Below are 22,406 nucleotides of genomic sequence, written 5' to 3'. Positions count from 1 at the left end.
CCTGTTGCGTGCGGGTGCGGGCGAAAGGACTCGAACCTTCACGGGGTCTCCCCCACTGGAACCTAAATCCAGCGTGTCTACCAGTTCCACCACGCCCGCAGATTTCACAGCCTTATGAATATACCAAACTTCTACAGGGTACCCGCTCCGCGCAGGATAATTCACGTCTCTTCACGTTCTTCTCGCGGGACGCTCTGGCGCGGGCTTCTCGCCGGCACTCATATGTATTGACCACGGCTACCAGTCGCAGAGCCTCTGGTACACCTCTTCGAGCTTCTGAACGGTAGAGCCGCCGCGCTCCTGGTACCACGTCCCCTCAACCTGGAAGTAGCGAGCATACGGCCCCTCGACGACGCGGACCTCAAGCTTGCCCCTTGTCGTGGTTTCGACGGTAAAGATGGGTTCGGTGCCAGACATGTCTGGCAGCTGCCCGTCGACGCGCGAGCCCTCCAGGCCCGAGAGGAGACCGGCGACGTACTCGCGGTCCTCATCGTCAAGCGTGACGTCGGTGAGCCCGTGGTTCTCCGTGAGGTGTATGGACACGACCTCGTCGGCGCGCAGGTCCTTGAGTGGGTGGTAGACCGGGAACACGACGCGCCAGACAAAGTACGCGAGCGCGGCCACCCCGCAGAGCGCGACAACCGCCACGACCGCCCGACGGCTCTTCGTCATCTCCATGACAGCCACCTCCTCCGAGGCACGTTCGTCTTAATGAGATTGTTTCCCAAGCGGGAGGGCAGCCGCACAATTTCGGCCAGCGACCATCTCGCGGGCGCAAGCGATGATAAGAGGCCGTCGCTAAGTTAGGCGTGCGGTTACTCGAAGAAGCCCTTGTCGCTCATCGAGGACCAAGTGAGATACATCTCGCGATAGTGTGCAGCTCGATATCGTCCATGCTCGTCTCAAGCATCTCCCCCTCCGGAGAGAAGACCGCGGCACAGGAGGGAGAATTAAGGTTGAGAACTCTTACAACACCACGATCGAGCGTGAAGGCATAACCGTTCACGATCATGTCTGCAGCATCGGCAATGTCTTTGAGCTGGGCATCACTCATGCAACAGCCACCCCCTCGATCGGAGCGAGAAACTCATCGACGTCAAAGTAGAGGTTTTTCAAAATGGGGACCAGGTCGATGTACTCCTCGACCGGCTCCGGACAGCCGTCGTATTCAGCGTTAACCACAAGATAGCCCTTGTCCCATTCCCGAACATCAACGTACCTAACAAGGTTCTTAGGCGTTCGAAAACGAATGTCATGTCCCCCGAACGAGAAGCTCGTATAGGGGCCGTCGCAGCTCAGAACTGCGCAGCTGGAAGATGCGTTGCCCATAGCCCCTCAATCCCTCGTCTTGGCTTCTGATGATGAATGGATTATACCCAGCATCCTTGTCAGCAGAATCGCCACTAAGGCGCTGAAGCTAGGCGTACGTGCCCATGTTCGCGCGATACCCCGCCGCGCAGAGCGCAGCTACAGGCGCAATCGCACCGATGCCGGCAATGAGGAAGAGCGCCGTTCTGTCCAGCACACCGAGGACGTGCGCATAATCGAGAAGCGCCACCGCGGCGGCGTAGATTGCGCACACAAGAGTCGCCATGCCCATGATGCGCGCGAGCTTCGGCGCGTTGACGTGAGCTCGCTCCGCCGCCGAAGCCGTGCTGTAGCCGGCGAGGAGGCCCGCGCCACGCCCGCTGAGCAGGACGGCAGAGACCACGGCGAGGGTCGCAGCGACGATGCCCCACATCCAGACGTACTCCATGATGCGCCCCTTCCGTAGCCGTCTTGCCGGATGACCTCTCTTATGTCGGATGGTACCCAAACGAGAAAAGCAACTGTCGCTTTTCATCACCCAAACTCGTTCAATATGATAAAAAATGACCGTCCTTTTTTCATCGGGAGAGGCGCCATGACGCGACGCGAAGCCCTTATCGCACTGCTGTGCGCGGTCTGCCTGGCCGTGCTGCCCGGATGCTCGGAGGATGAGCTCATGGTCGGCGGGGAGAACGGACCCGTCAGTCACAACGAGCGCGCGCTCGTCCTCTCGGCGGACGAGGCGAGCCAGACCGCCGAGGTTCGCATCCTCGAGCGGCCTGACGACCTCACGCTCACGTGGGGAACGCACCCGGCGGGCGCGGAGGGCACGGCGGACTTCTCCGAGTGGGGCTCGTCCGGCCTCCCCGAGGCCGGCGACGACGTGATCCTCAAGTGGATCGGGACTCCGGCCGAGGAGAGCTCCTTCCCCATCCTGGTCAACAGCTGGGAGCCCACCGTCAGCTTCTACGAGTCGCTCGACGAAGCGCACGAGGTGCGTCTTCCCGCGTCCATGCTGAGATTCTTCTCGCAGACCGCAGATGAGCTGGTCGCGGACTTTGCGGGGACGCCGGAGCTCGCGCTTGAGGCGCGCGCGGACGGCGAGGACCTGGTGCTCACGTTCACCGGCAAGCAGCTTGCGGACTACCGCGCGGACGTCGAGCAGAGCCTCGCTGGCTACGTCTCCTCACTGCAGGACACGGAGGACGTGAGCGCGGTGGAGGTCACGGACGACCACGCGTCCGTCACCATAACCGCCTCGCCCGCGCTTCTCGACAAGCCGCTGCTCGTGGGCCAGGCGTTCATGGCCATCCCCGGGATGTGCGCTACCCTGCAGGCACTCGACGGAACTGAAGACTGGCACGTCGAGATCACCGTCATCGACGCCGAGAAGAACGTTGAGGTCGCACGCGTCGCGCTACCGGATAAGTCCGTGACCATCACGGCCGAGAGCTGGGCCGAAGCTGTTGGCTAGCTCTCACCCGACAACGGCGCAGAGGCCGGCGAAGTAGCCGCCCGCGGCCGTAAGCTCGGCGTACGTGCCGCGCTCGACCACGCGGCCCTCGCGCAGGACGAAGATCTCGTCGTAGCGCGCGAGCAGCGCCGGCTCCAGCCGGTGCGTCACCACCAGGCGCATGGGCCCCTCGAGGTCCAGAATCGCGCCCGCCACCTCGGAGGCCGTCCTCGCGTCCAGCGCCGACGTCGCCTCGTCAACGAGAAGGACCGGCGTCTTTCGCAGCAGCGCCCGCGCGATGGAGACACGCTGCCGCTCCCCTCCCGAGAGGTTGGCGCCGCCCTCGCCGCATGCGTACCCCAGGCCCTTCTCGGCGACGAGCTCGCCGAGGCCCGCGCGGCGGCACGCGTCCAGCACGGCGGCCTCGGGGAAGTCCCGGAACATCGTCACGTTGTTTCCGAGCGTGTCGTCGAAGAGGAAGACCTGCTGGTCGATGAGGCCCATGAGGTCGCAGAGGCTCCCCGCGTCAACGCACCGCAGCTCGTGGCCGCCCACGCGGATGCTGCCCGTATAGCCGTCCTCCCCGCCCATGAGGAGGTTGAGCAGCGTGGACTTGCCGCTGCCGGAGGCGCCCACGAGCGCGTAGCGACCGCCCGGGGCGAGCTCCAGGCTCACGTCGGAGAGCACGGGCTCCCCTCCGTCATAGGCAAAGCCCACATGGTCTAGCACGACGCCGCCCGCGAGGTCGCGCCCGACCCCCTCGCCCCGGCGCGCCTCGTTTTTCTCGGCAGCCTCCGCAAGCTTCTCGATGAGGCCGGCGGCGGCCCGGCGGCTCGCCAGGAACTGCGGCAGCACGTTGATGGGCATGACGAGGTAGTTGCACAGGTTCACGAAGACGAGCACCGTGCCGGCCGTGACCTCGCCCGTGACGGCGAGCCACGCGCCCGCGAGGAAGACGCCGAACTGCAGGAGCGACCCGCAGAGGTTCTCGCTCACCGCACCGATCAGGCACTCCCACCAGTAGCGGCGGCGCTTGAGGGCCTCCACCTCGGCGTTGGCCGCGGCGAAGAGCCAGCGCGCCTCGCCCTCCGCGCGGAAGGCCTTGACCACAGAGAAGCCCGCGAGCAGGTCGCGCAGGCGGGAGACGAAGCGCTCGTTGCCGGCCGAGACCGCCCGCTCGCGCTCCCCCATCTCGCGCCCCATGGCCACGGACGCGGCGATCGGCGCCGCGCTGAGCGCCACGGCCACCGCCGTGAGCGGCACCGAGAGCGCGAACATCATCGCGAGCGACCCCGCGAGCAAAAGCGCGTGGTAGACGATGAGGAAGCCGCGCTTGAGGTAGCCCTCCTCGATGGAGGCCACGTCGTTGGTGAGCAGCGAGAGGTAGCTTCCCGTGTTCTCGCGGGCAAAGGCGCGCACGCCCTTCTCGGAGAGGCGCTCGAACGCGAGCGACTTGTACTGCGCAAGCGCGCGATAGATGAAGGCGCACTTGGCGCGGTACATCCCGAGGCTCACGGCGAGCGACGCCAGCAGAAAGGCGCCGCAGAACACGGCCAGGTGCGCGAGCTCGGAGGCGTCACCGGTGCCGATGACGTCGATGATGCGGCCGAGCAGCCACGACCCAATAAGCGCGGCGGGCACGTCGAGCACCGTAAGCGCGAGGGCGACAGCAAGGTTGAGACGGTTGTCACGATAGAACGCGCGGACGTAGTCGCGCGCGGCGGCGGACATAGTCGACTTCATGGTCTTCTCCCATCAGGTACAGCTGATATGTCGAGAAGGACCTAGAGCATGTCGACCTTTCGCCGGGTGCAGTACGCTACCACCCTACAATGCAGCTCCGACACTGGCAAGCCTCACTCGGCAAGTGGAGGCGAGCGGCAAAAGGCTACCTGCCGGCACTTATATGTGTCGGCCGCACAGCGACCTTCCAGCGGTAAGCGTTACCAAACGCCTATCTTTCACTATGATTAACGCGTCGAAGGGACTCCCATGACTCAGATTCTTCCCCTCGCCCCCGAGGACATCCCGGAAAAGGCGGCAGTCCATGCGCGGACGTGGCAGGAGACATACCGGGGACTGCTTCCGGACGAGCTCAACGACACAATCACGCCGCAGTTCGCCGAGGACGTCACGCGCCGGCTCACCAGCCTGCGCACGCTCGTGGCAAAGATTGACGGGAGAATCGTCGGATACATCAGCTGGTCGGACCGGAGCCGAGAGCACTTCAGCGTCGACGGCGCGGCCGAGATCGGCAACCTCTATGTCCTCCGGGAGTTCCAGGGACGAGGCGTCGGCCGCGCGCTCCTTGAGACGGCACTCTCGCGCATCGGCGAGCGAGACGTCGTGCTGAGCGCGTTCTCCTCGAACGCCGCCGCGCTCGGCTTCTACGAGCATATGGGGTTCGAGAGGACCGGGGTCACCTTCGACGAGGGGTCCATGGAGGAGACCGAGCTGGTCCTTCGGCACAAGGGTGGCGCTTGACCGCACGCACCCCGGATAGACAGCAAGGAGGGGCGGGCCGCTCACCTGCGGCTCGCCCCCTTCATCACAAGCTACATCAGCCCTATGCGGCGCTCACGGGGATCTCCACGTCGCCCACGGTCACGCTCACGATGTCATCCGTGTCCACGATGTGGTCGTAGGTCGTCGCCTTGGAGACGGTGGTCGTGCCGTCGCCGTGCTTCACCGCGGAGCCGTTGGCATCCGTGGCGTCGAACGTCGTCCCGTCCGCAAAGGTCACGATGACGGGAAGGCCAATCGTGGTGGCCTGCTCCTCCAGGGCCTCGTCGCTCACCTCACCGGGAAGCGCGAGGTCGCGCGTCTGCCGGTCGATCGTGTAGTCCACCGTGACGCCGAGGGAGGACACCGCCACGGCGTCGATCGTGACGGCCGAGCCCTGCCACGTTGTTGTCTGGCCCGCTGGCAGGTCGACGGTCGTGTCCACGTAGTTCATCTCAAACTTGAGGTTCCAGTTGCCGGCCGCCAGCGTCTTGAACCCCCCGTCATCGGCGTAGATCTCGAGCTTGCTCATCGAGAAGCGCGCCGTGCGGCCCACGATGCCCGCGTCGTTCCACGTCTGCACCCCCATAACCTGCACGAGCTGCAGAGTGTTGTCACCGGGGTCGGCGTCGTAGAGCCGGACGAGACCGCCGCCGCTCATCGCGCCGTCCACACGCAGGAACGCGTCCCCCACGTATGTCAGCGTGCCACCCTCGTGGAACTCAATCCCCTCGAGCGCGGCGGGATCGTCGAACTCAATCGAGTAGGCCACGGCATAGTTGAACCGGTCGCCTGCCACGGCCTCGGCCGTCACGGTGACGCCGTTCGAGGTCGCGCTCGCACCGATCGGCCGACCCACGTCGTTCAGGAGCTCGGTCTGGGACGGCGCGCCGCCGAAGACGTCCGAGAGCACGTCGGCCGGGTTGGGCAGCACGCCCACCGCCACGGCGACGGTGGCGCCCCCGCCCAGCACGAGCGCCAGGGCAAGCCCGGCGGCGACGCGCACCCAGCGGCGCGCATGGGGACGGGCAGGGCGGCGCGCGGGCATGGTCAGGACCTCGGCAGGGGCCGCGGGCTGCGCGTTCTTCTCGGCGTCTCTTGCGGCTGCGGCCGCGCGCAGGCTCTCGGCCATGCGCGCCTTTGCCTCGTCGGAAAAGTGCAGGTCGCCCATCGAGGCGGTGTAGCTATCAAGCGGGGAAGTCATCGTAGTCTCCCTTCAGGTCGTCTCTGAGGCTCGCGCGGGCGCGGCTCAGGCGCTGGCGCACGGCGGCGTCCGTGGCGCCCACGATCCGCGCGACCTCGCGCGTGGGGTAGCCCTCGTAGTAGTGCAGGTAGACCGCCTCGCGCTGCGGCAGCGGGAGCGCCATCACGGTGTCGAGCACGCGCTCGTCGCGCCTCCGGAGCGCGTCCTCGCCGGGCGTCTGCGCCGCCGCCGGCTCTGGTACGTCGTCAAGCCCCACCGCCGGGTGCGCGCCGCGGTCGCGCAGCAGGTTCCTGCAGGCGTTGGCCGCCACGCGGACGACCCACGCGCGCTCGTGCCCGGGGTCGTGGAACGGCTCCTCGCGCAGGAGCAGCTTCACGAGCGTGTCCTGGCAGACGTCCTCGGCGTCGGCCGTCGAGCGCAGGTAGGTGTAGCACACGCGCAGGACCAGGTCGGCGTAGTCGCGCACGAGCCGCTCGGGATCGCGGTCCAATGCGTTGCGGGGGATTTGCATCGGCCAGCCTCCTCTCATGTACGCCTCTCATCTCTGGGATGCGGCCGCCATCCCGTCACCTACTACACACGCTCGAGCGTGAAACGTGACAACCCAAACGAATCCTAGAACGAGCTTTCCTTTCCATTTCTGTTATCGGCAAACTATCCGCCGAAGAAGTCAACAAATCTGATGATTATTCTGCCGATAACGAGGGATGACCATGGAGTTGCTCTCGGTTGCAAAGGACGCACGACTGGGACGTCATCGCCAACGTTCAACAACGTACGAGCCCCGGAGCAACCAATCTGAGATAGCAAAATGCGCGATAATCCTCTTGGTTGACTAAGGAGGCGCCATGGACATTCCGCGCTGGCCGTACCTCAAGTTCAACGAGCTCGGCGGAACATCAATCTGGTTCACAGGCGTGCCCGACCCTCCTTGTGACGTCCCAGACGTCGAGGAGAAGGTCGAGGAGGCAACCGAGAAGATTCGTCGCCTCGAACTGCGACTTCAGGAGAGATCCGATGACACCAGACGTTCTTAACATAGCATCTGACCTGCGACTTGTTCGACTTGACGCACCACCAGTCGAGGCGTTCTCGTGGTACCAAGACCCCGAGACGCTCTGGATGGTCGACGGCAAGCGCGAGCCCTACACGCCCGAGCGGCTGGCGCGGATGTACGACTGGCTCGCAGAGCGCGGCGAACTCTGGTACATCGAGGTGCGCGACAAGGGCGCGTCGGGCAGCTGGCGCGCGGTCGGCGACGTCACGCTCTGCCCAAGTGACCTCCCCATCGTCATCGGCGAGAAGGACCTGCGGGCACACCACGTCGGTCGGCGCGTGATTGGGGCGCTCTGCGAGCGGGCGCGCGGCCTCGGCTGGCGCGAGGTCCTCGTGGGCGAGATCTACGACTGGAACGTCGCGTCCCAGCGGTGCTTCTCGGCCGCCGGCTTTGAGCCCTACGAGCGCACCGAGCGCGGAGCCCGCTGGCGACGGGAGCTCTAGACGAGACTGAGTGTGCATGAATCGAGAAAAACGACCCCTCCGGAGCCCGTTTTTCTCGATTGCTGCACACTTGGCGCAAACGGGGACGGCTAAGTGAAGGTTGGTGACAAAGGTGACAGGGCTGTTTGTCATCATGACAAACAGCCCTGTCACCTTTGTCACCATCAGTCCGAGCGGAGGGCGTCGAGAAGCGGGACGGACCGCAGGCGGCGCATCGCATACATGCAGCTTGCGAGAAGGACGAGCGCAACCAGCGCCACCGCTCCCGCAACATGCACCCAGGGAACAACGAAGCCCAGGCTCCGCACGCTGATGCCGCCCCGCGCGTAGACCCAGAGGTCAAACGCGAGCGCCGCAACAAGACCAAGCGCAAGGCCCCACGCCGCCGTCCGCACGCACTCGTACGCGAGCATCCGCCGCAGCGCCCGCTCCCCCATGCCCACGGAGCGCAGCACGGCAAAGTCGTGCGAGCGCAGCAGCACGCTCGCGGCGGAGGTGTTAAAGGCGCTCGCCAGGCCGACCACTGCTGCGACGATGCCAACGCCCGAGAGCAAAACCTCCAGCGCCGCGTAGTACACCTGAGTCTGATGCGCCTCAGCCCGCTCGTCCACGGCACCGTCCAAGGCAACAAGCGCAGGGTCCTCCTCGAGCAGACGCTCGACCTCCTCCGCGGCGCGCGCAGAGTCCTCGGCCGTGGCATAGAGCGTGACCATGCCGTACCCAACGAGCTCCTGGTCAAGATCCGCAACGGCAGACGCCGGCGCAAGCACCGTGGGAAGCACACTCTCAAGCTCGCCGCGCGTGAGCCAGAACCACGCCGGTACCCCGTCGAGAAGCCCCACGACCTTCCACGACACGCCTGCCCCAACGACAGAGAGCCGCGTGTCGAGAAGCGCCTCGGAAAACGGACGCTCCCCCGCGCGGTCCGCATCGGTCACCTCGTTCACGACGATGCAGCCTCCCGGGTCCGCCACGGCGCCCACCTCCTCGCACAGACGCGCCCATGTGGCGTCGTCGACGTAGAGGACCGTGCCGAAGACGTTGCCATCGGGACGCCAGAGCTCCTCGTCCGCCCACGACGCCACCGCACTGTCATCCAGGTCCAACGAGACCTGCGTCTTGGAGACAAAGCCCGCCTCGTCAATGCCGTCCAACGCCCGCAGCCGCTCAAGCAGCGCAGGCAGATAGGCAAGCTCGCTCTTGGCACCCAGCGCAGCCGCAGCTCCCTCGCGACTCACCTTCACGCTCACGTCCGCAGGCGTCCCCGCGAAAATGGTCTCTCCCTGATAGGTCGCCATGACGCCACCGCCCACCAGAAGCGCCACGGAAAGCGCGAGCGCAGCCACCGTCGCCCTTCCGCGCGACCTGCCCGAACGACGGAAGCGCCGGGCGAGAAGGACGGGAACCTCGCGGCTCGTCGGTGGGGAGAGGGTCCGCCGCGAGTTCTGCAGGCGCGCTCTGTGCGCCGAAGCTGTCCGAGCGCCGGGCCCTCTCCCCACCGACGAGCCCAGGTTGGCTTCTACCCCGCGCATGGCCTCGACGGCGGGCAGGCGGCTTGCACGGAGCGCGGGTGCAAGCGCGCCGACAAACACCGCTGCCACGGACACGCCCGCAGCGACAAGAAGCGCAGTAGGCTCCACGCTCAACGCGATCGGCAGACCGCGTGTCACAAATGTCGTACCCTCAGCGGCGAGCGACAGTGCCACGGCGTCCAAAGCTACGCCGAGCACAAGCCCCACGGGGATGCCCGCGGCGCAGAGCAGCGCCGCCTCCGCAAGGACGACGCGCACGAGCTGGCGGCGGGATGCCCCCGCAGAGGAGAGCAGCCCGAACTGGCGCACGCGCTCCACGACCGAGACGCGGAAGGAGCCCGATATGAGCGTTACCGTCACGAGGCACGCCAGGGCAGAGGCGCACGCACCAATAAACCCGACGCTCATGTCAAAGCCGCGGCTGTTTCCCAGGCTCAGATACTCCAAGAGTGCGTTGTGATAGGAGGAGTACCCGCCCTGCTCGCAGATGCCCTCCGTCACCTGGTCGAGTTCGTCTACGCCAAGGTCGGGCGCCGCCCACGCAAAGGTCAGCGGCTCCGGCCCACAGTCCGTCTCGTCCGGGCAGACGTAGGCCACGTCCGCGTCCCCGTCGACAATGCCCACGACGGTCAGGGCCCGCGGCTCGCCCACATCCACGAACTCCTCGGCAAGCTGCACCTCGCCCTTCTCGTCAAGCTCATAGCTCGGGGGGTATTCGTAAGCCGAGATGCCGCCCGACGACCGCTGGCGACGCGCGAGCGAGAGCTCGACCGTCGAGCCCACGGGCCACGTCTTCGCCCAGTGCGAGGGCACCGCGACCTCACCCGGCGCCTCCGGCCATCGGCCGTCCGCGAGAGACGGCTCCACGACGAGGTCCTTCTCGCCCGTCAGCGTGGTAACGACGTTGAGCAGCGGAACCTCAGCATCACCCGTGAGCGCCGCGCCGAGGTCTCGTCGCACGGCGAGAGGGTCGCCGAGCTCGTCCTCAACGCGGGCGAGCTGCCCCTCGTCAATCTGCGAGAAGCTCACCTGCCAGGCGCCCTCCAAGGCCACCTCACTCGCAACGAGGCCCGCCCGCAGGCTCCCCACCAGCACCAGCACGAAGGTGAGCAGCGCACACGCAAGCGCCACGCCCGCCGCGGTCACGACCGTGCGCGTGCGGTTAACGGCAAGCGAGCGAATGGCGTAGTGCGTGAAGACGCTGAGCTGCATGGACATGGGCACCCCTCATGCCATCATGCAGCACGAGAGGAGCCTGCGCCAGTGACAGTTCCGTCACGCAGCGACCTGCGCATATGACAAATCGGTCACTGGTCTTACGTACAAGCGACAACTACGCTTGAGACAACGGAATAGGAGGTGGCGCATGACACGGAGACCTTCATCCACGGAACGTCGCGCAAGGCGTCGAGCGAGGAACCACGGCATCTTTCGCATGCAGCTCGCACGAGCCGCGCATTCCCGGATGGCCCGCTACGCCTTCCTCTTCATGATGCTGGTGGTGGCCGCCTCCTTTGCCCAGACGCTTGCCTCCTTCTGGGGGCACGATGCGGGCGAGCTCCCCTCCGCAGCCGCGGGCTGGGCGGGAAACGCGGACTACCTTGGCGTTGCGCCCTGGGCGGTGCTCGTCTTCTTCCTGCTCTTCATCGTCTCGTCCTCGGCCTTCGCCGACACGCTCTACCTTGACGTGCGCTGCCGCGCCGCAGGATGCGTGGCAACAAGGACAACCACGGCCCGCTACGTCTGGGCGACCGCGTGCGCGGCGGCGCTCGCCGCCTTTGTCGTCGTGCTCGTGCCGCTGCTCCTCTCGCAGGCGCTGGCGCTTCTCGTCTTTCCCGCGAGCGCTCCGGACGGCTTTGTCACGAGCTTCAACGACGCCGCCTCCATGCCGGACGTCTTTGGCACCGGCTCGATGGAGCTTTTGCTCTGGGACCTGCGATGGTCCCATCCCTACCTGCACAACCTGATCTTCATCTGCTACGACGCCCTCTGGGCGGCCATCATGGCGGCGGCGTCGGTGGCGGTCTCGCTCTACACGAGGAGGAGCCGTCTCGTGGTGCTCGGCGCGCCCACGCTCGTCTACCTGCTCTCCCTGTTCGTGCTTCCTCGCTGGGCCGCGCTCTCGAACTACCTCTACCCCGGTGCAGCGCCCGAGACCTCGCTCGCCTTCATGGCGCTTGCGCCCCTGGCGGCAACGCTTGCGGTGGTCGCCGCCATCGCGTGGGCGCTCGCCCGCGGGAGGGACGTGCTGCTATGAGCACCCTAGCCGACACCCTGCGTCTGCGCGTGCTCGACCGCCGCTGCCGCCGGGCGCTCGCCATCGTGCTCGCGCTGCGCGCGTGGCAATGGTTCGCGCGGCCCATCGACTTCTGGAGCTATATCCCGGGCACGAGCGGGGCGCTCTACGGCTACATGTGGGTGACGGATGCCAGCTCCGCCGCGTTCCTCCTCGTGCCGCTGCTCGTCTATGCCTGTGCGGGCCACCTCGAGGGCCTGCTTGACGCGCACCGGCTCGTGCGGATGCGCTCGCGCGGCTGGGCGGTGGCGGACTTCCTCGGCATCGCCGCGGGCAAGGCGCTCATGCTCTCCGTGGTCGCGCTCGTGAGCGGGCTCGTCATTGTCGTGCCACAGGTTCCTGCCGAAACGGCATCGCCGCAGCTTGTGCTCGCGTTTCTCGGCATCCTCGCGCGGCAGGCGCTCTTCTTCCTCGTATGCGCCGTGCTCATGCTCGCCGCGTACGCGCTCACCTCGCTCGTGCCGGCCGCTGCTGTTGTGGCGCTTGCCTACGGCGCGGTCGGCTACCTCCTCCAGGGACGGCTCCTGAACGACACCCCGCTCGACCGCTGGGGATGGCTCTGCACGATGCCACCCCGCAACGTGCCGGACACCGCCGACGCTCTCGCCTGCATGGCAAAGTACGCCGTCGCGATTGCCACACTCATGGGCGTGGCGGCGCTCGCCCTACGTCGGCGAGACGTGCTCGGCGAGGGCGGTAGCGGGCCAGGCGAGAAGAGCTCTCGCGGCGAGAGGCACCTCGTCCTCTGGCTCCCTCTGCGCCGCCGCTACCTGGGGCGCGTTTGCGCCTGCGTGGGGGCCGCCGCCCTCGTGGCCTTCCTCCTGTCGCGCGGCAACCCAATCTACGCCCTCGCGCGCCTTCACGCCGGAACGATCTTTCTCCCCAACGACCTAGGCATCGACCTCTTTGGCACGGTCGGCGCCCTCCTACCGCCCCTTGCCCTCGCCTGGCTCCTTGCTAGCTTCCTCACCTCAGACCTCACCCACGCTCCCCTCCTCTTGCCCCGTCTGTCATTTGGGGACGTGTTTTTCCGTGCAGAGATTTCGGGACAGGTTTGCGGAGCGCGCACACCAAAGCGCTGCAACGCGCGGACCCGTTGGGCGCTGATAAGGACCGGCCAGCTTGCGCTTCTTGCCGGGGCGTACGGCGCCCTCGCGCCAACGGTCGCGGCGGCGGCGTGCCTTCTGGGCTCCGGTGACGTCCTCGAAGACGTTGCCGCCGCGCTCGCGCAGGTCCTGCCATTTTCCGTGGCCGGCTCCGTGCTGCTCGTCCTTCTCGTCAACCTGCTCGCGCTGCGCCTGGACGCCGTCATAGCCTGGGCCGTCGTGGCCGTGGCACACGCAACGAGCCTCGTGGCCTGCGTCTTTCTCCCCGAGAGCGCCGTCGTCGCGCTCACACCCTGGCTGCCGAGCGCCGCCGCCACGGCCGCCTTCCACGCCGCGCCCATCGGCGCGAGCGCGCCCCTCTCCCTCGCCTATCTGCTGCTGCTCGTCCTTCTCGCCTGTGCGCTCGTTGTCCGCGAGGCGCGCCGGCTCGACATCCTCGGAGGTGACCGCCATGACTGACCCCACCATCACGACCGCCGGCACGGACAAGATCGTCATCAGCCACGCCACAAAGGTAATCCGCCGGCGCACGGTACTTGACGACGTCTCGCTCGAGCTGCCGCGCGGGGACATCTACGGCTTTTCCGGCATCAACGGGTCCGGCAAGACGATGCTCTTTCGCGCCATCGCCGGCCTCATCCACCTCACGTCCGGCACGATCGACGTCTTTGGCCAGCGCATCGGGCGCGACGCGAGCTTCCCGGCCGGGCTCGGCCTCATCCTGGAGAACGTTGGCTTCTGGGAGGAGTACACCGGCCTCGACAACCTACGCCTGCTCGCGAGCATCCGCGGCGCCATCGGCGAGCGAGAGATCCGCGCCGCGCTCGAGCGCGTTGGCCTGAACCCGGACGACGGGCGCGAGTACGGCGCCTACAGCCTGGGCATGAAGCAGCGGCTCGCGGTGGCGCAGGCCGTGATGGAGTCGCCCGGGCTCCTCGTGCTCGACGAGCCTACCAATGCGCTCGACGTGGACGGCATCGCGCTCGTCTGCCGCATCATTCGCGAGGAGCGCGAACGCGGCGCCACGGTGCTCCTGGCCTGCCACAACGAGCCCGACCTCGAGGCGCTCTTCGAGCGGCGCTTCTACATGGCGGACGGGCGCATCGTGCGGGAGGGGTGATTCGCATGGCGAGAAGAACGCTGAGGCTCCCAAGGCTCACAGGACGCGTCTTTGCCGTGGCGGTGGCGCTCGTGCTCGCCGCGTGCGACGCGCTGGCGCTGGCGTTTCGCGCGAGCGTGACGGACTTCTCTGCGGACCCGGCCGCGCTCGACGCGCTGCCGTACGACGTCCGCACCGATCACGTGCTCCAACTCGCGCTGGCGACCGAAGACGACCTCGAGGCCGCCCTTGCCGAGCGCGAGGCGATGGGCGTCGCCCCGGCCGATGACGCGGCCGACGAGCTCTACCTCACGAGCGCGGCCGTAGAGAACCCCGCCGACTACGCGCCCCTGGTGGTCACGGCAACGTTCACCGGCGAGCGGGAGTACGTCTACCAGGCGTTTCGATGCGCGTTCACGGTGACGGGCATGGTGCGTAACGACAGAGCGAGCGTTGACGTGGGTGACACGATCGACGTCTTTGAGAACCTGCGGATATCCACGCCCGACCACAATCCCACCGGCAAGGGGCAGCAGGGCGACGAGCGTATGGTCACGTTTGGCTACGGGGACTGCTGCGTCCCCTACCGCGAGGGGCAGGAGTACCTGCTCTTCCTAGAGGAGAAGGACTACCCCGAGGGCATGCCGGGCACCGAGCCAGTCTATAGGCTCATCTGGCACCCGTACGCCGCGGTGCCCACGGACGCGCCCGAGCACCCCGAGCGCGTCTGGGTGGACGAGACCCACGTCGTCCACGAGGGCGTCGACGCCAACGGCAACCCTTACAGCTGGGAGGAGGATGACGACGAGATGACCTTTGGGGAGGCACAGCGCTACGACCGCCTCTGCTACGACGAGGAGGCCAAGGAGGCCTATCTTGCCGGAGCCGCCACGATCATAGCCAACACGTTGGGGTCATGACGCCCCCTCGGGCCTGTCACCCCCGTCCGGCACGTACTCGAGGATGTCCCCGGGCTGGCAGTCGAGCGCGCGGCAGATGGCGTCGAGCGTGGAAAAGCGCACAGCGGAGATCTTGCCGGTCTTGATGCGCGAGAGGTTGACCTCGGTGAGCCCGATCTTCTCGGCAAGCTCCTTTGAGCGCATCTTGCGGTCCGCGAGCACGCGGTCAAGGCGAAGGACAATCATTACCGTGCCTCACAGCGTCTCGTCATCCTGCTTCTGCAGGATGCAGCCGTACTCAAAGACGCGACCCACCAGCACGAGCAGGATTCCCAGGGAGACGAGCATCAGGTCTTGGGGCCCAAAGCTCGCCGTGAGCGCGTAGCTCAAGATCTCGCCGGACTCCAGCAGGGCGTGAACGACCGCGGCCGCAATGCCCTCCAGAAGCATGTGAAGCAACGTGGGCGCGCACCCGGCAAGAAGGACCAGCCATCCAACGCGCCCCAGCTCACGCGCCCGTTCAGGGGCAAACGGAACGCCGGTGCGCCGGATCTTGGAGCACATGAGCGCCGCGGCGGCAAAGCCCGCGCACGCCAGGCCGCCAAAGACGACGCCGTTGGCAAGGGTCGAGACGGGGCTTCCGGAGAGATAGACCGTGCCGCCCATGACCTGCGAGCGGCCAACCTCGTTGCCGTCCTCGTCGTAGGTGATCTGAGGCGGCTGCTCCTCCGTCTCGCTCACGAGGAACCCGGGGCTTCCCTTGCTCGTAGAGAAGAAGGCGGTCACGGCGTCACGACCGGTCTCCTCCATCGAGGCGGTTGTGAGAACGAACGCCGACCACGCCCCAAAGAGTGCCGAGAGGAGCGCCACCAAAGCGGCGACCCAGCAGAAGCACGAAGCCACGCGCGCGGCCCCGCGGATGCGGCCGTCTGCCTGAGACCTTGTCAGCATCTCGGTTTTCATTGTGACCCCTCCGTTCTTCTCGCCATGGTTCTTATCGTTCTTGTACCACTAATTATCGACAGTCGATAATTGCGAGAAGAAATTGCGGCGGGCGGCGCAATCCGGTCGGTAGACGCGACGTAAAACGGCGAGGGGCCGCAAGCGCTTGCGCTGGCGGCCCCGAACCCAAAGACGACGCTGCCTAGGCTTCCCCGCGTAGGCCGCCGTCGAGCTCATTGTACCCTACCGAGGGGCGAGTCATTCAGAGGACGACGTCTTTCAACTTGCCCTCACGCACTCTGCTCGCTGGCGACCCTGACGTATGCGACGCACCCCATCGCGTCGCTTCGAACGAAGCCGAGCCTCTCGTAGAGTGCGCAGGCGCCTGAGCCGTCGTCCGTGAGGAGCTCCATCTGATAGACATCCAAAAACCGCTCGATGACGGCGCGCATGAGTTGTGCCCCAATGCCCCTGCGTTGATGCATCGGCGCAACGATGAGGTCCTGCACAAAGACGATCGTGGCTCCGTCGCCCACGACGCGTACGACCCCGACGAGATTTTCGCCCTCAAAGGCGCCCCAGACCGCAAGGGAGCCCGCATACCCCGCACGAAGTCTCTCGGGGCGAGTGGTGTAGTTTGTCCAGCCAACCGCCTCGTACAGGTCGAGAATCTCGCTGAACCGGGCTTGGCACTCTTCGGTGGAAAGCTCACTCACCTCAACGACGCTCTTCTCCACAGCGCCCCTTTCGCGTGAGCTCATCATGAGTGCCTACAATAGCGCGCCACGGCGACGCCGGAGAAGAGCGTCGCCCAAACCATGAGGAACGCCGCACCAAAGAACCAGCCATTGACCGTGTCTAACAGCGTCGAATCGTCAGCGACCGTGTTACTCCACAGCACTGATGTGAGACATAGCGCAAGGAAGAAATAGCTCGCCGCAACGAGGCCCAGCGTTCGGGCACTAGGCTGGACGGTCACGGCAACCACGGGCAACACGAGTACGGGGACGCCGAGGGCAAAGGGAAGCATAGGCACTCCTTTCCGTCTGCGACCACTATAGCCCGCGCGCGCAGCCGGCCGCGCGAAAGAATGAGCGAGAAGAACATCGTCCCAGCTCACAGCCATGGCAAAACCTTTTTCCATCCTCTCGCCGCCATGTAGTCGCCGCCGATCGAACAGGCAGGTACACTTGCCTCAAGGGAGGCGTCATGGACGAGAAGACCGCGGAGAGGGTCACCAACCAAGCGACTGCGCAGCAGATCATCGGCGCGCGCATCCGTGAGTTCCGCGAGACTGCAGGGCTCTCCCAGACCGAGCTCGCGCGGCGCGTCTACGTCTCACGGCAGACGGTCGGGAACTGGGAGGCGGGCCGCACCCTGGCGGACGTACAGAGCCTCGTCCTTCTCAGCCAAGTCTTTGAAACGACCGTCGACGCGCTCATCGGCGAGAAGGGATCGCGGGCCGTGCGGACGACCGCAAACGAGCGCCACGAGCTCCTGCGGCTGCTCGTGCTCTGCGCTGCGCTGCTCGTCGTCTGCGTCATCCTTGTCTTCGTGCGCTACCTGCTCTCGCCGCTGCGACACACGAGTCCTGCGATCGAGCCCCTACGCGGCATCATGCTTTTGACAATGGTCATCTGCGAGGCTATCCTCGCACTTCGTGCCGTTCCTCGTCTCCGTGCGTTCATGCGAGAACACGACCTCGCAGGCGCGGTCGCTGCGACAGCGTTTCTCGAGGGACGCGATCCTACGGAGGAGGTTCCGAGCGACTTCCTGTTTCGCTGGTTCATCCCCTACTGGAAGGTTTGGCTGGCCGCGATTGTGGTTGTCGCGCTGCTTGCCGCCGCGTTCTATGTGAGAGAACTCCCCTAGGGACGACGTAGGATACTGGGATCGTCACTGCCGTATACGGGAAGCCGCCATGTACCTCATCGACTCCAAGCCCACGCCGGACGAACGGCACGCCTGCGTCATCTGGCTCTCGCGCGCGGGGTTTGTGATGGGGCTGGACAAGCGGCCCGTTGAGGCCGAGCCCTCCCCCGCCTCCGTCGTGGCCGAGGTTGCCGAGAAGCACCTCTGCGCGTGGCTCTTCCCGCCAGGGAGGCGCTGCATGAGCCGACTGGAGATCGGCGAGATCTCCTCGCTTCGGAGAGGCCTCGAAACCTGGCCGGTCATGAAGGACGTCATCAAGTATTACGAGTCCATCGTGCTCGCCACGCCCGTCTTTGACGGCCGCCTGCCGGGCATTGTTACCGAGGCGCTCACGAAGTTTGGCCCGTACGACCTCACGGGTATCGCCGTGCTGCCCGTCATCACGCTTGCCGACAGCACGGGCGAGCCCGGAGACGCACTTCTCGCGGACCTGCGGGAGGCGCTTCCCGGCGCCACGCTCGTCGAGCCGCTCGCCCTTCTCGGCGAGACGATCGAGGAGATCGAGCCCCAGCTCACGCCAGCGCTCGACGAGCTTGTCAAATGATTCAAATGGGGTGACACTGGCGTCAGAGCTGACTGTCACCCCATTTGAATCATGCGCGACGGAGACGGACGGCGGTGCCCGAGCAGCAGGTCATGATCATGCCCTCGAAGGTCTCGTAGCCGATGGAGGCGCCCACGATGGCGTCCGCACCGAGCGCGTCGGCGCGGGCCTGCATCTCTTCCAGCACCTCGTTTCTCGCCTGCTGGAGCTCCTCCTCGTAGCCGGCCGAGCGTCCTCCAAAGACATTGCGAATCCCAGCCCCGAGGTCGCGGAACATGTTGATGCCGCTCACGGCCTCGCCGGTAACGATGCCCAGGTAGTCCGTGATCTGGTAGCCCTCAACTGAGTTGGTGGTCGTGACGATCATGAGGTCTCCTTTCAAACGGTTTTTGCGACAAGCGTAACGACAAGATTGGCTCCGTCGAGGCAGGCCGAGAGGTCCATCCCCTGAGCGGTGGCAAGTTTGGCGGCAACGGAGAGGCCAAGGCCCGATCCTGCCGTAGAGCGCGAGGCGTCCGCCTGGTAGAAGCGCTCGAAGAGCCGGTCGGCGTCGATGGCGGAGGGGTCGGCAACGGGGTTGGAGAACTCCACGACAACGCCGTCTTTCTCGCCGCCCTTCTCGCCTGCCGACCGCACGCGCACCGCAAGCGGCCCCAAGCCGTGCCGCAGGGCATTGACCACAAGGTTCTCCACAATGCGCGTGAGCGCCTCCCGGTCCGCCGTCACCTCGACCGACGAATCCTCCAGCTCGAGCACGGGCTCCCAGCCGCGCGCCTCAAACTCAGGATAGTGGCCGAGAAGAACCTGCTCCAGTAGGGGCCTCAGGGCAATGGGCCCCAGCTCAAGCGGGGTATCTGGGTCCGCCGCTCGGGCGTAGGAGAAGAGCTCGTCCAAGAGCCCGGACATCGCCGCCAGCCGCGCGTCCACGGCCGCGAGCTGGGCGTCCTTGCGCGAGGGATCCACCTCCTCGCGCGCGAGCTGCAGGTAGCCGCGGGCACCGGTGAGCGGCGTGCGGACGTCGTGGGAGAGCGCCGAGAGCCCGCGCGAGAACTCGTCGGCGGCGCGCAGGGCGCGCACGCGCTCAGCGCCGGCGGCGTCGATCTCGGCGTTCACGGCATCGACCATGCCGACCATGCCGGGAAGACGGCTTCCGCAGGTGAGGCGCGCGTTGCTCTCGCGTTCGCGGCGCGCGAGGAAGCGCGCCTGGCGCCCGAGCTCGGTGGCGTAGCAGGCAACGACGAAAACCGCACCGAGCCCCACGCCGAGCGCGAGCATCGCCACGAGCATGATTCCCTCTGCCATGTGAAACCTCTCCGTGAAGCTGGCAAGCCACTCCATCCTAGAGCTTGCAAGAAGCCAGTCGACGAGCGGCTCCAGCCAGCGGTAGAGCTGCTCGAGGAACGCGTCGTGCATCACGTGAGGTCACGCCTCGTGCCAACGAGGGCGCCGAGCCCGCCGCACGCAAGGCAGAGCGGGAGGCAGACGATGAGCGCGCGGACAGCCGGGACAAAGCCGGTGGCATCCACGGCAAGCATGTCCGCGGCGCCGTTGCCAACCGCAGCCGTGGTGACGTAGGGCATCCAAGCGATGGCAGCCTCGAGCGCAGAGCCCCATTCCAAGCCGAACGCGTCGCTCACAAGCAGGAGGAAGCTAAAGAACCCCTGTTCCACGGCACCCGAGAGCAGCAGGAACGCGACGATAAAGGCAATTGCTCGGAGACGCGTGAGCTGGCCGACGAGCAACACGACGAGCGCGTAGGCGCACGCCGCGAGCCAGCCCTCCCCCACCCACGCCGCGACCTGCCAGAGCGGCTCGACGCTTTCCACAGGGCGCAGGGTCACGAGGACGCCAAACCCGCTGAACACGAGGTAGGCAAGCAGGATGATGCCGGAAATGAGCACCGTGAGCAGGTACTTCTCGGCAAAGTAGGCGGCGCGGCCGCGCAGGGACGCGAGCAGCGTGCGGTCAAAGCCGGAATCGGAGTCCGCGCAGGAGAGGTGCGCGGCCACGAAGGGGGCGATGGTCGAGACGAGCGCGATGGAGCTCCCGCGCCCGGCGAGGCGCAGCGCGCCGGCGCGCCCGGTGAGGCCGTCGTAGACGATGCCGGGCTCGAGCGGCCACCATATCGTGAGGATCGCGGAACCAAGGGTGGCAAGCGTGACGAGGGCGAGCACGACCCACGGCCAACGGGAGCGCAGCGTGCGGTAGAGGTCCGACTTGAGCAGCGCGATCATGCGACATCCCTCCTCGAGACGAGCAGCGCGTCGGCGGCAACGGTGGCCACAGTAAGCGGCAGACAGACGAGAAGCGCGCGAACGGCGGGTTCAAGGTGCACTGCGTTGTCGGCCGAGAGCATCGTCTGCGCGCCGGCGCCCACCGCAGACGCGATCTCGGCGGGCATCCATGGGCCCACGGCGGCCGTTACCGTGAGGAACTCGCCGCCGAGCAGCGCGTACAGGAAGTCGATTCCGATGAGCAGGCCGCCCTCGAGCAAGCCTCCGGCACTGAGCACGGCAAACCCGATGGTCACGCCCTCGCTGCGTGTGAGATGCGCCACGAGCACCGTAAGCACGACGTAGGGCGCGGCGCAGAGCCACGTGCAGCCGAGCCAGGCGGCCACCTGCCACGCGGGCTCGGGCGTCATCACGGGCACCCCAGAGACAAACAGGCCGAGAAGCCCCACCACAAACGCAAACATAATGAGGACGGCAGCCAGCGCCAGCGAGAAGACGCACTTCTCGGCAAACCAGACCATGCGGGCGCGCTCGCCGAGGGACGAGAGAATCGAACGGGCGAATCCGATGTCGGTTCGATCGCAGCACACGATCGATGCCATGGTCGCGGCAAGCATCTGAACGCCCGCCATGGTGAGCGCCGAGCTGGTGAGGTCGTCATAGCAGACGGGCCCCATGCTGGTCCAGCGCATCATGAGGCCTGGTGCGAGTAGGAGAAACGCCACAATGACAGCCACGCCCCAAATCCAGCGCGAGTGCAGTACGCGATAGGCGTCCGAGCGGAGCAGGGCGATCATCGGGCGTCACCGTCCTTCTCGCCGTCCATGCCGCCCATGAGCTCGACGAAGTACTCCTCGATGTCGCGTTCCTGCTGGGCAAGCTCGCGGACCTCGATGCCGGCCGAGAAGCACGCCGCGCTGACCTTGTCGAGCGCAGCACCCGTGACCACGAGCGCGCCGTCCGGCTCCGCGCGGAAGGTCGCCTGCGGCAACGCCTGCTCGAGCAGGGCGAGGCCGCGCTCCGGCGCCGCCAGCCGCACGCGAACGGAGCTGCCGCAGCGCTCGTGGAGCTCCTCATCGGTGAACTCGGCCGTGAGGCGACCGTCCGCGATGACGCCGAAGCGCTTGGCAACGCGGTCGAGCTGGTCGAGCACGTGACTGGAGATCATGATCGTGACACCGTGCTCGTGGTTGAGGCGCACGAGCGCGAGGCGCATGGCGCGCGTGGCCTCGGGGTCGAGGCCGTTGAACGGCTCGTCCAGAAGCAGCAGGTCGGGGCTACCCACGAGCGCGAGGGCAAGGCCCAGGCGCTGCTTCATTCCGAGCGAGTAGGCCTTCACACGGCGGTGGTCGCGCGGGTCAAGTCCCACGAGGCCGAGCAGGTCGTCCGCCACCTGGCCCGCGTGCGTCATGCCAAGCGCGAGCGCCTTGGCGACGAGGTTGTCGCGCGCGGTGAGGCTTGCGAGCACGCCCGGGCTCTCGATGAGGGCGCCGATGCGCGAGAAGCCCTGCGGGGTCGCGCCGCCGTGCTCAGGGTCGCCAAAGAGGACGACCTCGCCGGCCGTTGGGCGCGCGAGGCCCGCGACCATCTTCATCGTGGTCGACTTGCCCGAGCCGTTCTTGCCCACAAAGCCGTAGATGTCGCCGGCGGCGACGGTCATGTCCAGGTTGTCCACGGCCAGCTTGCGACGGTAGCGCTTGGTGAGGCCGTGCGTCTCTATGACGTTCACGCGAGCTCCTTTCTAGAGGCTGCCTCCCAGTCTGACGGGCAGACCTTTAGAAACCGTGAGCCAAATCTAAAGAAACCTTGAGGATCCAATTGGGGGCGGGCGCTTTTGTGACAGTGGTGACAGGCA

27 protein-coding genes and 1 tRNA gene are annotated in these 22,406 nt (G+C 66.5%); 10 read left to right on the top strand and 18 right to left on the bottom strand.

Annotated features, from left to right (window positions below; translation table 11 throughout):
* Nucleotides 1-15 precede the first annotated feature (15 nt).
* From QUW25_RS09065 to QUW25_RS09045, 5 genes are all read right to left on the bottom strand, one after another.
* Nucleotides 16-99, bottom strand: a tRNA-Leu gene (locus QUW25_RS09065).
* 138 nt (nucleotides 100-237) lie between these two features.
* Nucleotides 238-678, bottom strand: coding sequence for a hypothetical protein (locus QUW25_RS09060; RefSeq protein ID WP_289511890.1), 441 nt, complete (start codon nucleotides 676-678; stop codon nucleotides 238-240).
* A 160-nt stretch (nucleotides 679-838) separates the two neighbouring features.
* A complete protein-coding gene (locus tag QUW25_RS09055; protein WP_289511889.1) occupies nucleotides 839-1,054 on the bottom strand; it encodes a DUF7723 family protein in 216 nt (71 codons plus the stop codon).
* Entirely contained in the window at nucleotides 1,051-1,329 is a 279-nt protein-coding gene (locus QUW25_RS09050) for a DUF7724 family protein (RefSeq protein WP_289511888.1), read from the bottom strand. Before QUW25_RS09050 ends, QUW25_RS09055 begins: the two co-directional genes overlap by 4 nt.
* Before the next feature lie 88 nt (nucleotides 1,330-1,417).
* A complete protein-coding gene (locus tag QUW25_RS09045) occupies nucleotides 1,418-1,756 on the bottom strand; it encodes a DUF3784 domain-containing protein (protein WP_289511887.1) in 339 nt (112 codons plus the stop codon).
* 147 nt (nucleotides 1,757-1,903) lie between these two features.
* Between QUW25_RS09045 and QUW25_RS09040 the strand changes: the two genes are divergently transcribed.
* A complete protein-coding gene (locus QUW25_RS09040; protein WP_289511886.1) occupies nucleotides 1,904-2,782 on the top strand; it encodes a hypothetical protein in 879 nt (292 codons plus the stop codon).
* A gap of 3 nt (nucleotides 2,783-2,785) precedes the next feature.
* Here the strand turns inward: QUW25_RS09040 and QUW25_RS09035 are convergent, their stop codons facing one another.
* The gene (locus QUW25_RS09035; protein ID WP_289511885.1) at nucleotides 2,786-4,504 is read right to left on the bottom strand and encodes an ABC transporter ATP-binding protein; all 1,719 of its coding nucleotides are present in this window, start codon (nucleotides 4,502-4,504) and stop codon (nucleotides 2,786-2,788) included.
* A 249-nt stretch (nucleotides 4,505-4,753) separates the two neighbouring features.
* On the opposite strand from QUW25_RS09035, the gene QUW25_RS09030 reads away from it, so the two are divergent.
* Nucleotides 4,754-5,245: a GNAT family N-acetyltransferase gene (locus tag QUW25_RS09030; protein ID WP_289511884.1), complete on the top strand. Its 492-nt coding sequence runs from the start codon at nucleotides 4,754-4,756 to the stop codon at nucleotides 5,243-5,245.
* An 82-nt stretch (nucleotides 5,246-5,327) separates the two neighbouring features.
* On the opposite strand, the gene QUW25_RS09025 is transcribed toward QUW25_RS09030, so the two are convergent.
* Together QUW25_RS09025 and QUW25_RS09020 are read right to left on the bottom strand one after the other, a co-directional pair.
* Complete coding sequence (locus tag QUW25_RS09025) at nucleotides 5,328-6,467, bottom strand: DUF4179 domain-containing protein (RefSeq protein WP_289511883.1); 1,140 nt, start codon at nucleotides 6,465-6,467, stop codon at nucleotides 5,328-5,330.
* On the bottom strand, nucleotides 6,451-6,978 hold the full coding sequence (locus QUW25_RS09020; RefSeq protein ID WP_289511882.1) for an RNA polymerase sigma factor: 528 nt from the start codon (nucleotides 6,976-6,978) through the stop codon (nucleotides 6,451-6,453). Before QUW25_RS09020 ends, QUW25_RS09025 begins: the two co-directional genes overlap by 17 nt.
* Before the next feature lie 337 nt (nucleotides 6,979-7,315).
* Here QUW25_RS09020 and QUW25_RS09015 point away from each other — a divergent pair, with 337 nt between their 5' ends.
* On the top strand, nucleotides 7,316-7,504 hold the full coding sequence (locus QUW25_RS09015) for a hypothetical protein (RefSeq protein ID WP_289511881.1): 189 nt from the start codon (nucleotides 7,316-7,318) through the stop codon (nucleotides 7,502-7,504).
* Entirely contained in the window at nucleotides 7,485-7,967 is a 483-nt protein-coding gene (locus QUW25_RS09010; protein ID WP_289511880.1) for a GNAT family N-acetyltransferase, read from the top strand. Before QUW25_RS09015 ends, QUW25_RS09010 begins: the two co-directional genes overlap by 20 nt.
* Nucleotides 7,968-8,131: 164 nt before the next feature.
* Here the strand turns inward: QUW25_RS09010 and QUW25_RS09005 are convergent, their stop codons facing one another.
* Nucleotides 8,132-10,717 (bottom strand): ABC transporter permease, encoded by a 2,586-nt coding sequence (locus QUW25_RS09005; RefSeq protein WP_289511879.1) that lies wholly within the window; start codon nucleotides 10,715-10,717, stop codon nucleotides 8,132-8,134.
* 217 nt (nucleotides 10,718-10,934) lie between these two features.
* Here QUW25_RS09005 and QUW25_RS09000 point away from each other — a divergent pair, with 217 nt between their 5' ends.
* Genes QUW25_RS09000 through QUW25_RS08985 form a run of 4 tightly spaced genes read left to right on the top strand, consistent with a single transcriptional unit; the run spans nucleotide 10,935 to nucleotide 14,920 of the window.
* Nucleotides 10,935-11,756, top strand: coding sequence for a hypothetical protein (locus tag QUW25_RS09000; protein ID WP_289511878.1), 822 nt, complete (start codon nucleotides 10,935-10,937; stop codon nucleotides 11,754-11,756).
* The gene (locus tag QUW25_RS08995) at nucleotides 11,753-13,360 is read left to right on the top strand and encodes a hypothetical protein (RefSeq protein ID WP_289511877.1); all 1,608 of its coding nucleotides are present in this window, start codon (nucleotides 11,753-11,755) and stop codon (nucleotides 13,358-13,360) included. The genes QUW25_RS09000 and QUW25_RS08995 overlap by 4 nt, the downstream gene beginning before the upstream one ends.
* The gene (locus QUW25_RS08990) at nucleotides 13,353-14,021 is read left to right on the top strand and encodes an ABC transporter ATP-binding protein (protein ID WP_289511876.1); all 669 of its coding nucleotides are present in this window, start codon (nucleotides 13,353-13,355) and stop codon (nucleotides 14,019-14,021) included. Before QUW25_RS08995 ends, QUW25_RS08990 begins: the two co-directional genes overlap by 8 nt.
* Nucleotides 14,022-14,026: 5 nt before the next feature.
* Nucleotides 14,027-14,920, top strand: coding sequence for a hypothetical protein (locus tag QUW25_RS08985; protein WP_289511875.1), 894 nt, complete (start codon nucleotides 14,027-14,029; stop codon nucleotides 14,918-14,920).
* Here QUW25_RS08985 and QUW25_RS08980 read toward each other — a convergent pair.
* The 4 genes from QUW25_RS08980 to QUW25_RS08965 form a co-directional block, all read right to left on the bottom strand.
* Nucleotides 14,915-15,145, bottom strand: coding sequence for a helix-turn-helix domain-containing protein (locus QUW25_RS08980; protein WP_289511874.1), 231 nt, complete (start codon nucleotides 15,143-15,145; stop codon nucleotides 14,915-14,917). The two genes, QUW25_RS08985 and QUW25_RS08980, sit on opposite strands and share 6 nt — an antisense overlap.
* Before the next feature lie 9 nt (nucleotides 15,146-15,154).
* A complete protein-coding gene (locus QUW25_RS08975; RefSeq protein WP_289511873.1) occupies nucleotides 15,155-15,862 on the bottom strand; it encodes a hypothetical protein in 708 nt (235 codons plus the stop codon).
* A 269-nt stretch (nucleotides 15,863-16,131) separates the two neighbouring features.
* Nucleotides 16,132-16,578 carry a GNAT family N-acetyltransferase gene (locus tag QUW25_RS08970; protein ID WP_289511872.1) on the bottom strand — a complete coding sequence of 149 codons (447 nt, stop codon included), beginning with the start codon at nucleotides 16,576-16,578 and terminating at the stop codon, nucleotides 16,132-16,134.
* A 23-nt stretch (nucleotides 16,579-16,601) separates the two neighbouring features.
* Entirely contained in the window at nucleotides 16,602-16,871 is a 270-nt protein-coding gene (locus QUW25_RS08965) for a hypothetical protein (protein ID WP_289511871.1), read from the bottom strand.
* A gap of 179 nt (nucleotides 16,872-17,050) precedes the next feature.
* Between QUW25_RS08965 and QUW25_RS08960 the strand changes: the two genes are divergently transcribed.
* Together QUW25_RS08960 and QUW25_RS08955 are read left to right on the top strand one after the other, a co-directional pair.
* The gene (locus QUW25_RS08960) at nucleotides 17,051-17,713 is read left to right on the top strand and encodes a helix-turn-helix domain-containing protein (protein WP_289511870.1); all 663 of its coding nucleotides are present in this window, start codon (nucleotides 17,051-17,053) and stop codon (nucleotides 17,711-17,713) included.
* A gap of 49 nt (nucleotides 17,714-17,762) precedes the next feature.
* Nucleotides 17,763-18,317 (top strand): hypothetical protein, encoded by a 555-nt coding sequence (locus QUW25_RS08955; RefSeq protein WP_289511869.1) that lies wholly within the window; start codon nucleotides 17,763-17,765, stop codon nucleotides 18,315-18,317.
* A 49-nt stretch (nucleotides 18,318-18,366) separates the two neighbouring features.
* Here the strand turns inward: QUW25_RS08955 and QUW25_RS08950 are convergent, their stop codons facing one another.
* The 5 genes from QUW25_RS08950 to QUW25_RS08930 are packed head-to-tail and all read right to left on the bottom strand — an operon-like array spanning nucleotide 18,367 to nucleotide 22,280.
* Nucleotides 18,367-18,684, bottom strand: a complete 318-nt coding sequence (locus QUW25_RS08950; RefSeq protein ID WP_289511868.1) for a YbjQ family protein — start codon at nucleotides 18,682-18,684, stop codon at nucleotides 18,367-18,369.
* Nucleotides 18,685-18,695: 11 nt separating this feature from the next.
* Complete coding sequence (locus tag QUW25_RS08945) at nucleotides 18,696-19,730, bottom strand: sensor histidine kinase (protein ID WP_289511867.1); 1,035 nt, start codon at nucleotides 19,728-19,730, stop codon at nucleotides 18,696-18,698.
* The gene (locus QUW25_RS08940; RefSeq protein ID WP_289511866.1) at nucleotides 19,730-20,551 is read right to left on the bottom strand and encodes an ABC transporter permease; all 822 of its coding nucleotides are present in this window, start codon (nucleotides 20,549-20,551) and stop codon (nucleotides 19,730-19,732) included. Before QUW25_RS08940 ends, QUW25_RS08945 begins: the two co-directional genes overlap by 1 nt.
* Nucleotides 20,548-21,348, bottom strand: coding sequence for a hypothetical protein (locus QUW25_RS08935; RefSeq protein ID WP_289511865.1), 801 nt, complete (start codon nucleotides 21,346-21,348; stop codon nucleotides 20,548-20,550). Before QUW25_RS08935 ends, QUW25_RS08940 begins: the two co-directional genes overlap by 4 nt.
* Nucleotides 21,345-22,280 carry an ABC transporter ATP-binding protein gene (locus tag QUW25_RS08930; RefSeq protein ID WP_289511864.1) on the bottom strand — a complete coding sequence of 312 codons (936 nt, stop codon included), beginning with the start codon at nucleotides 22,278-22,280 and terminating at the stop codon, nucleotides 21,345-21,347. Before QUW25_RS08930 ends, QUW25_RS08935 begins: the two co-directional genes overlap by 4 nt.
* Nucleotides 22,281-22,406 lie beyond the last annotated feature (126 nt).

The organism is Thermophilibacter provencensis (genome assembly GCF_030372065.1).
GTDB classification, from domain to species: Bacteria; Actinomycetota; Coriobacteriia; order Coriobacteriales; family Atopobiaceae; genus Thermophilibacter; species Thermophilibacter provencensis_A.
The sequence above is the reverse complement of the archived record's forward strand: the minus strand, read 5'-3'. Positions and strand labels throughout refer to the sequence as shown.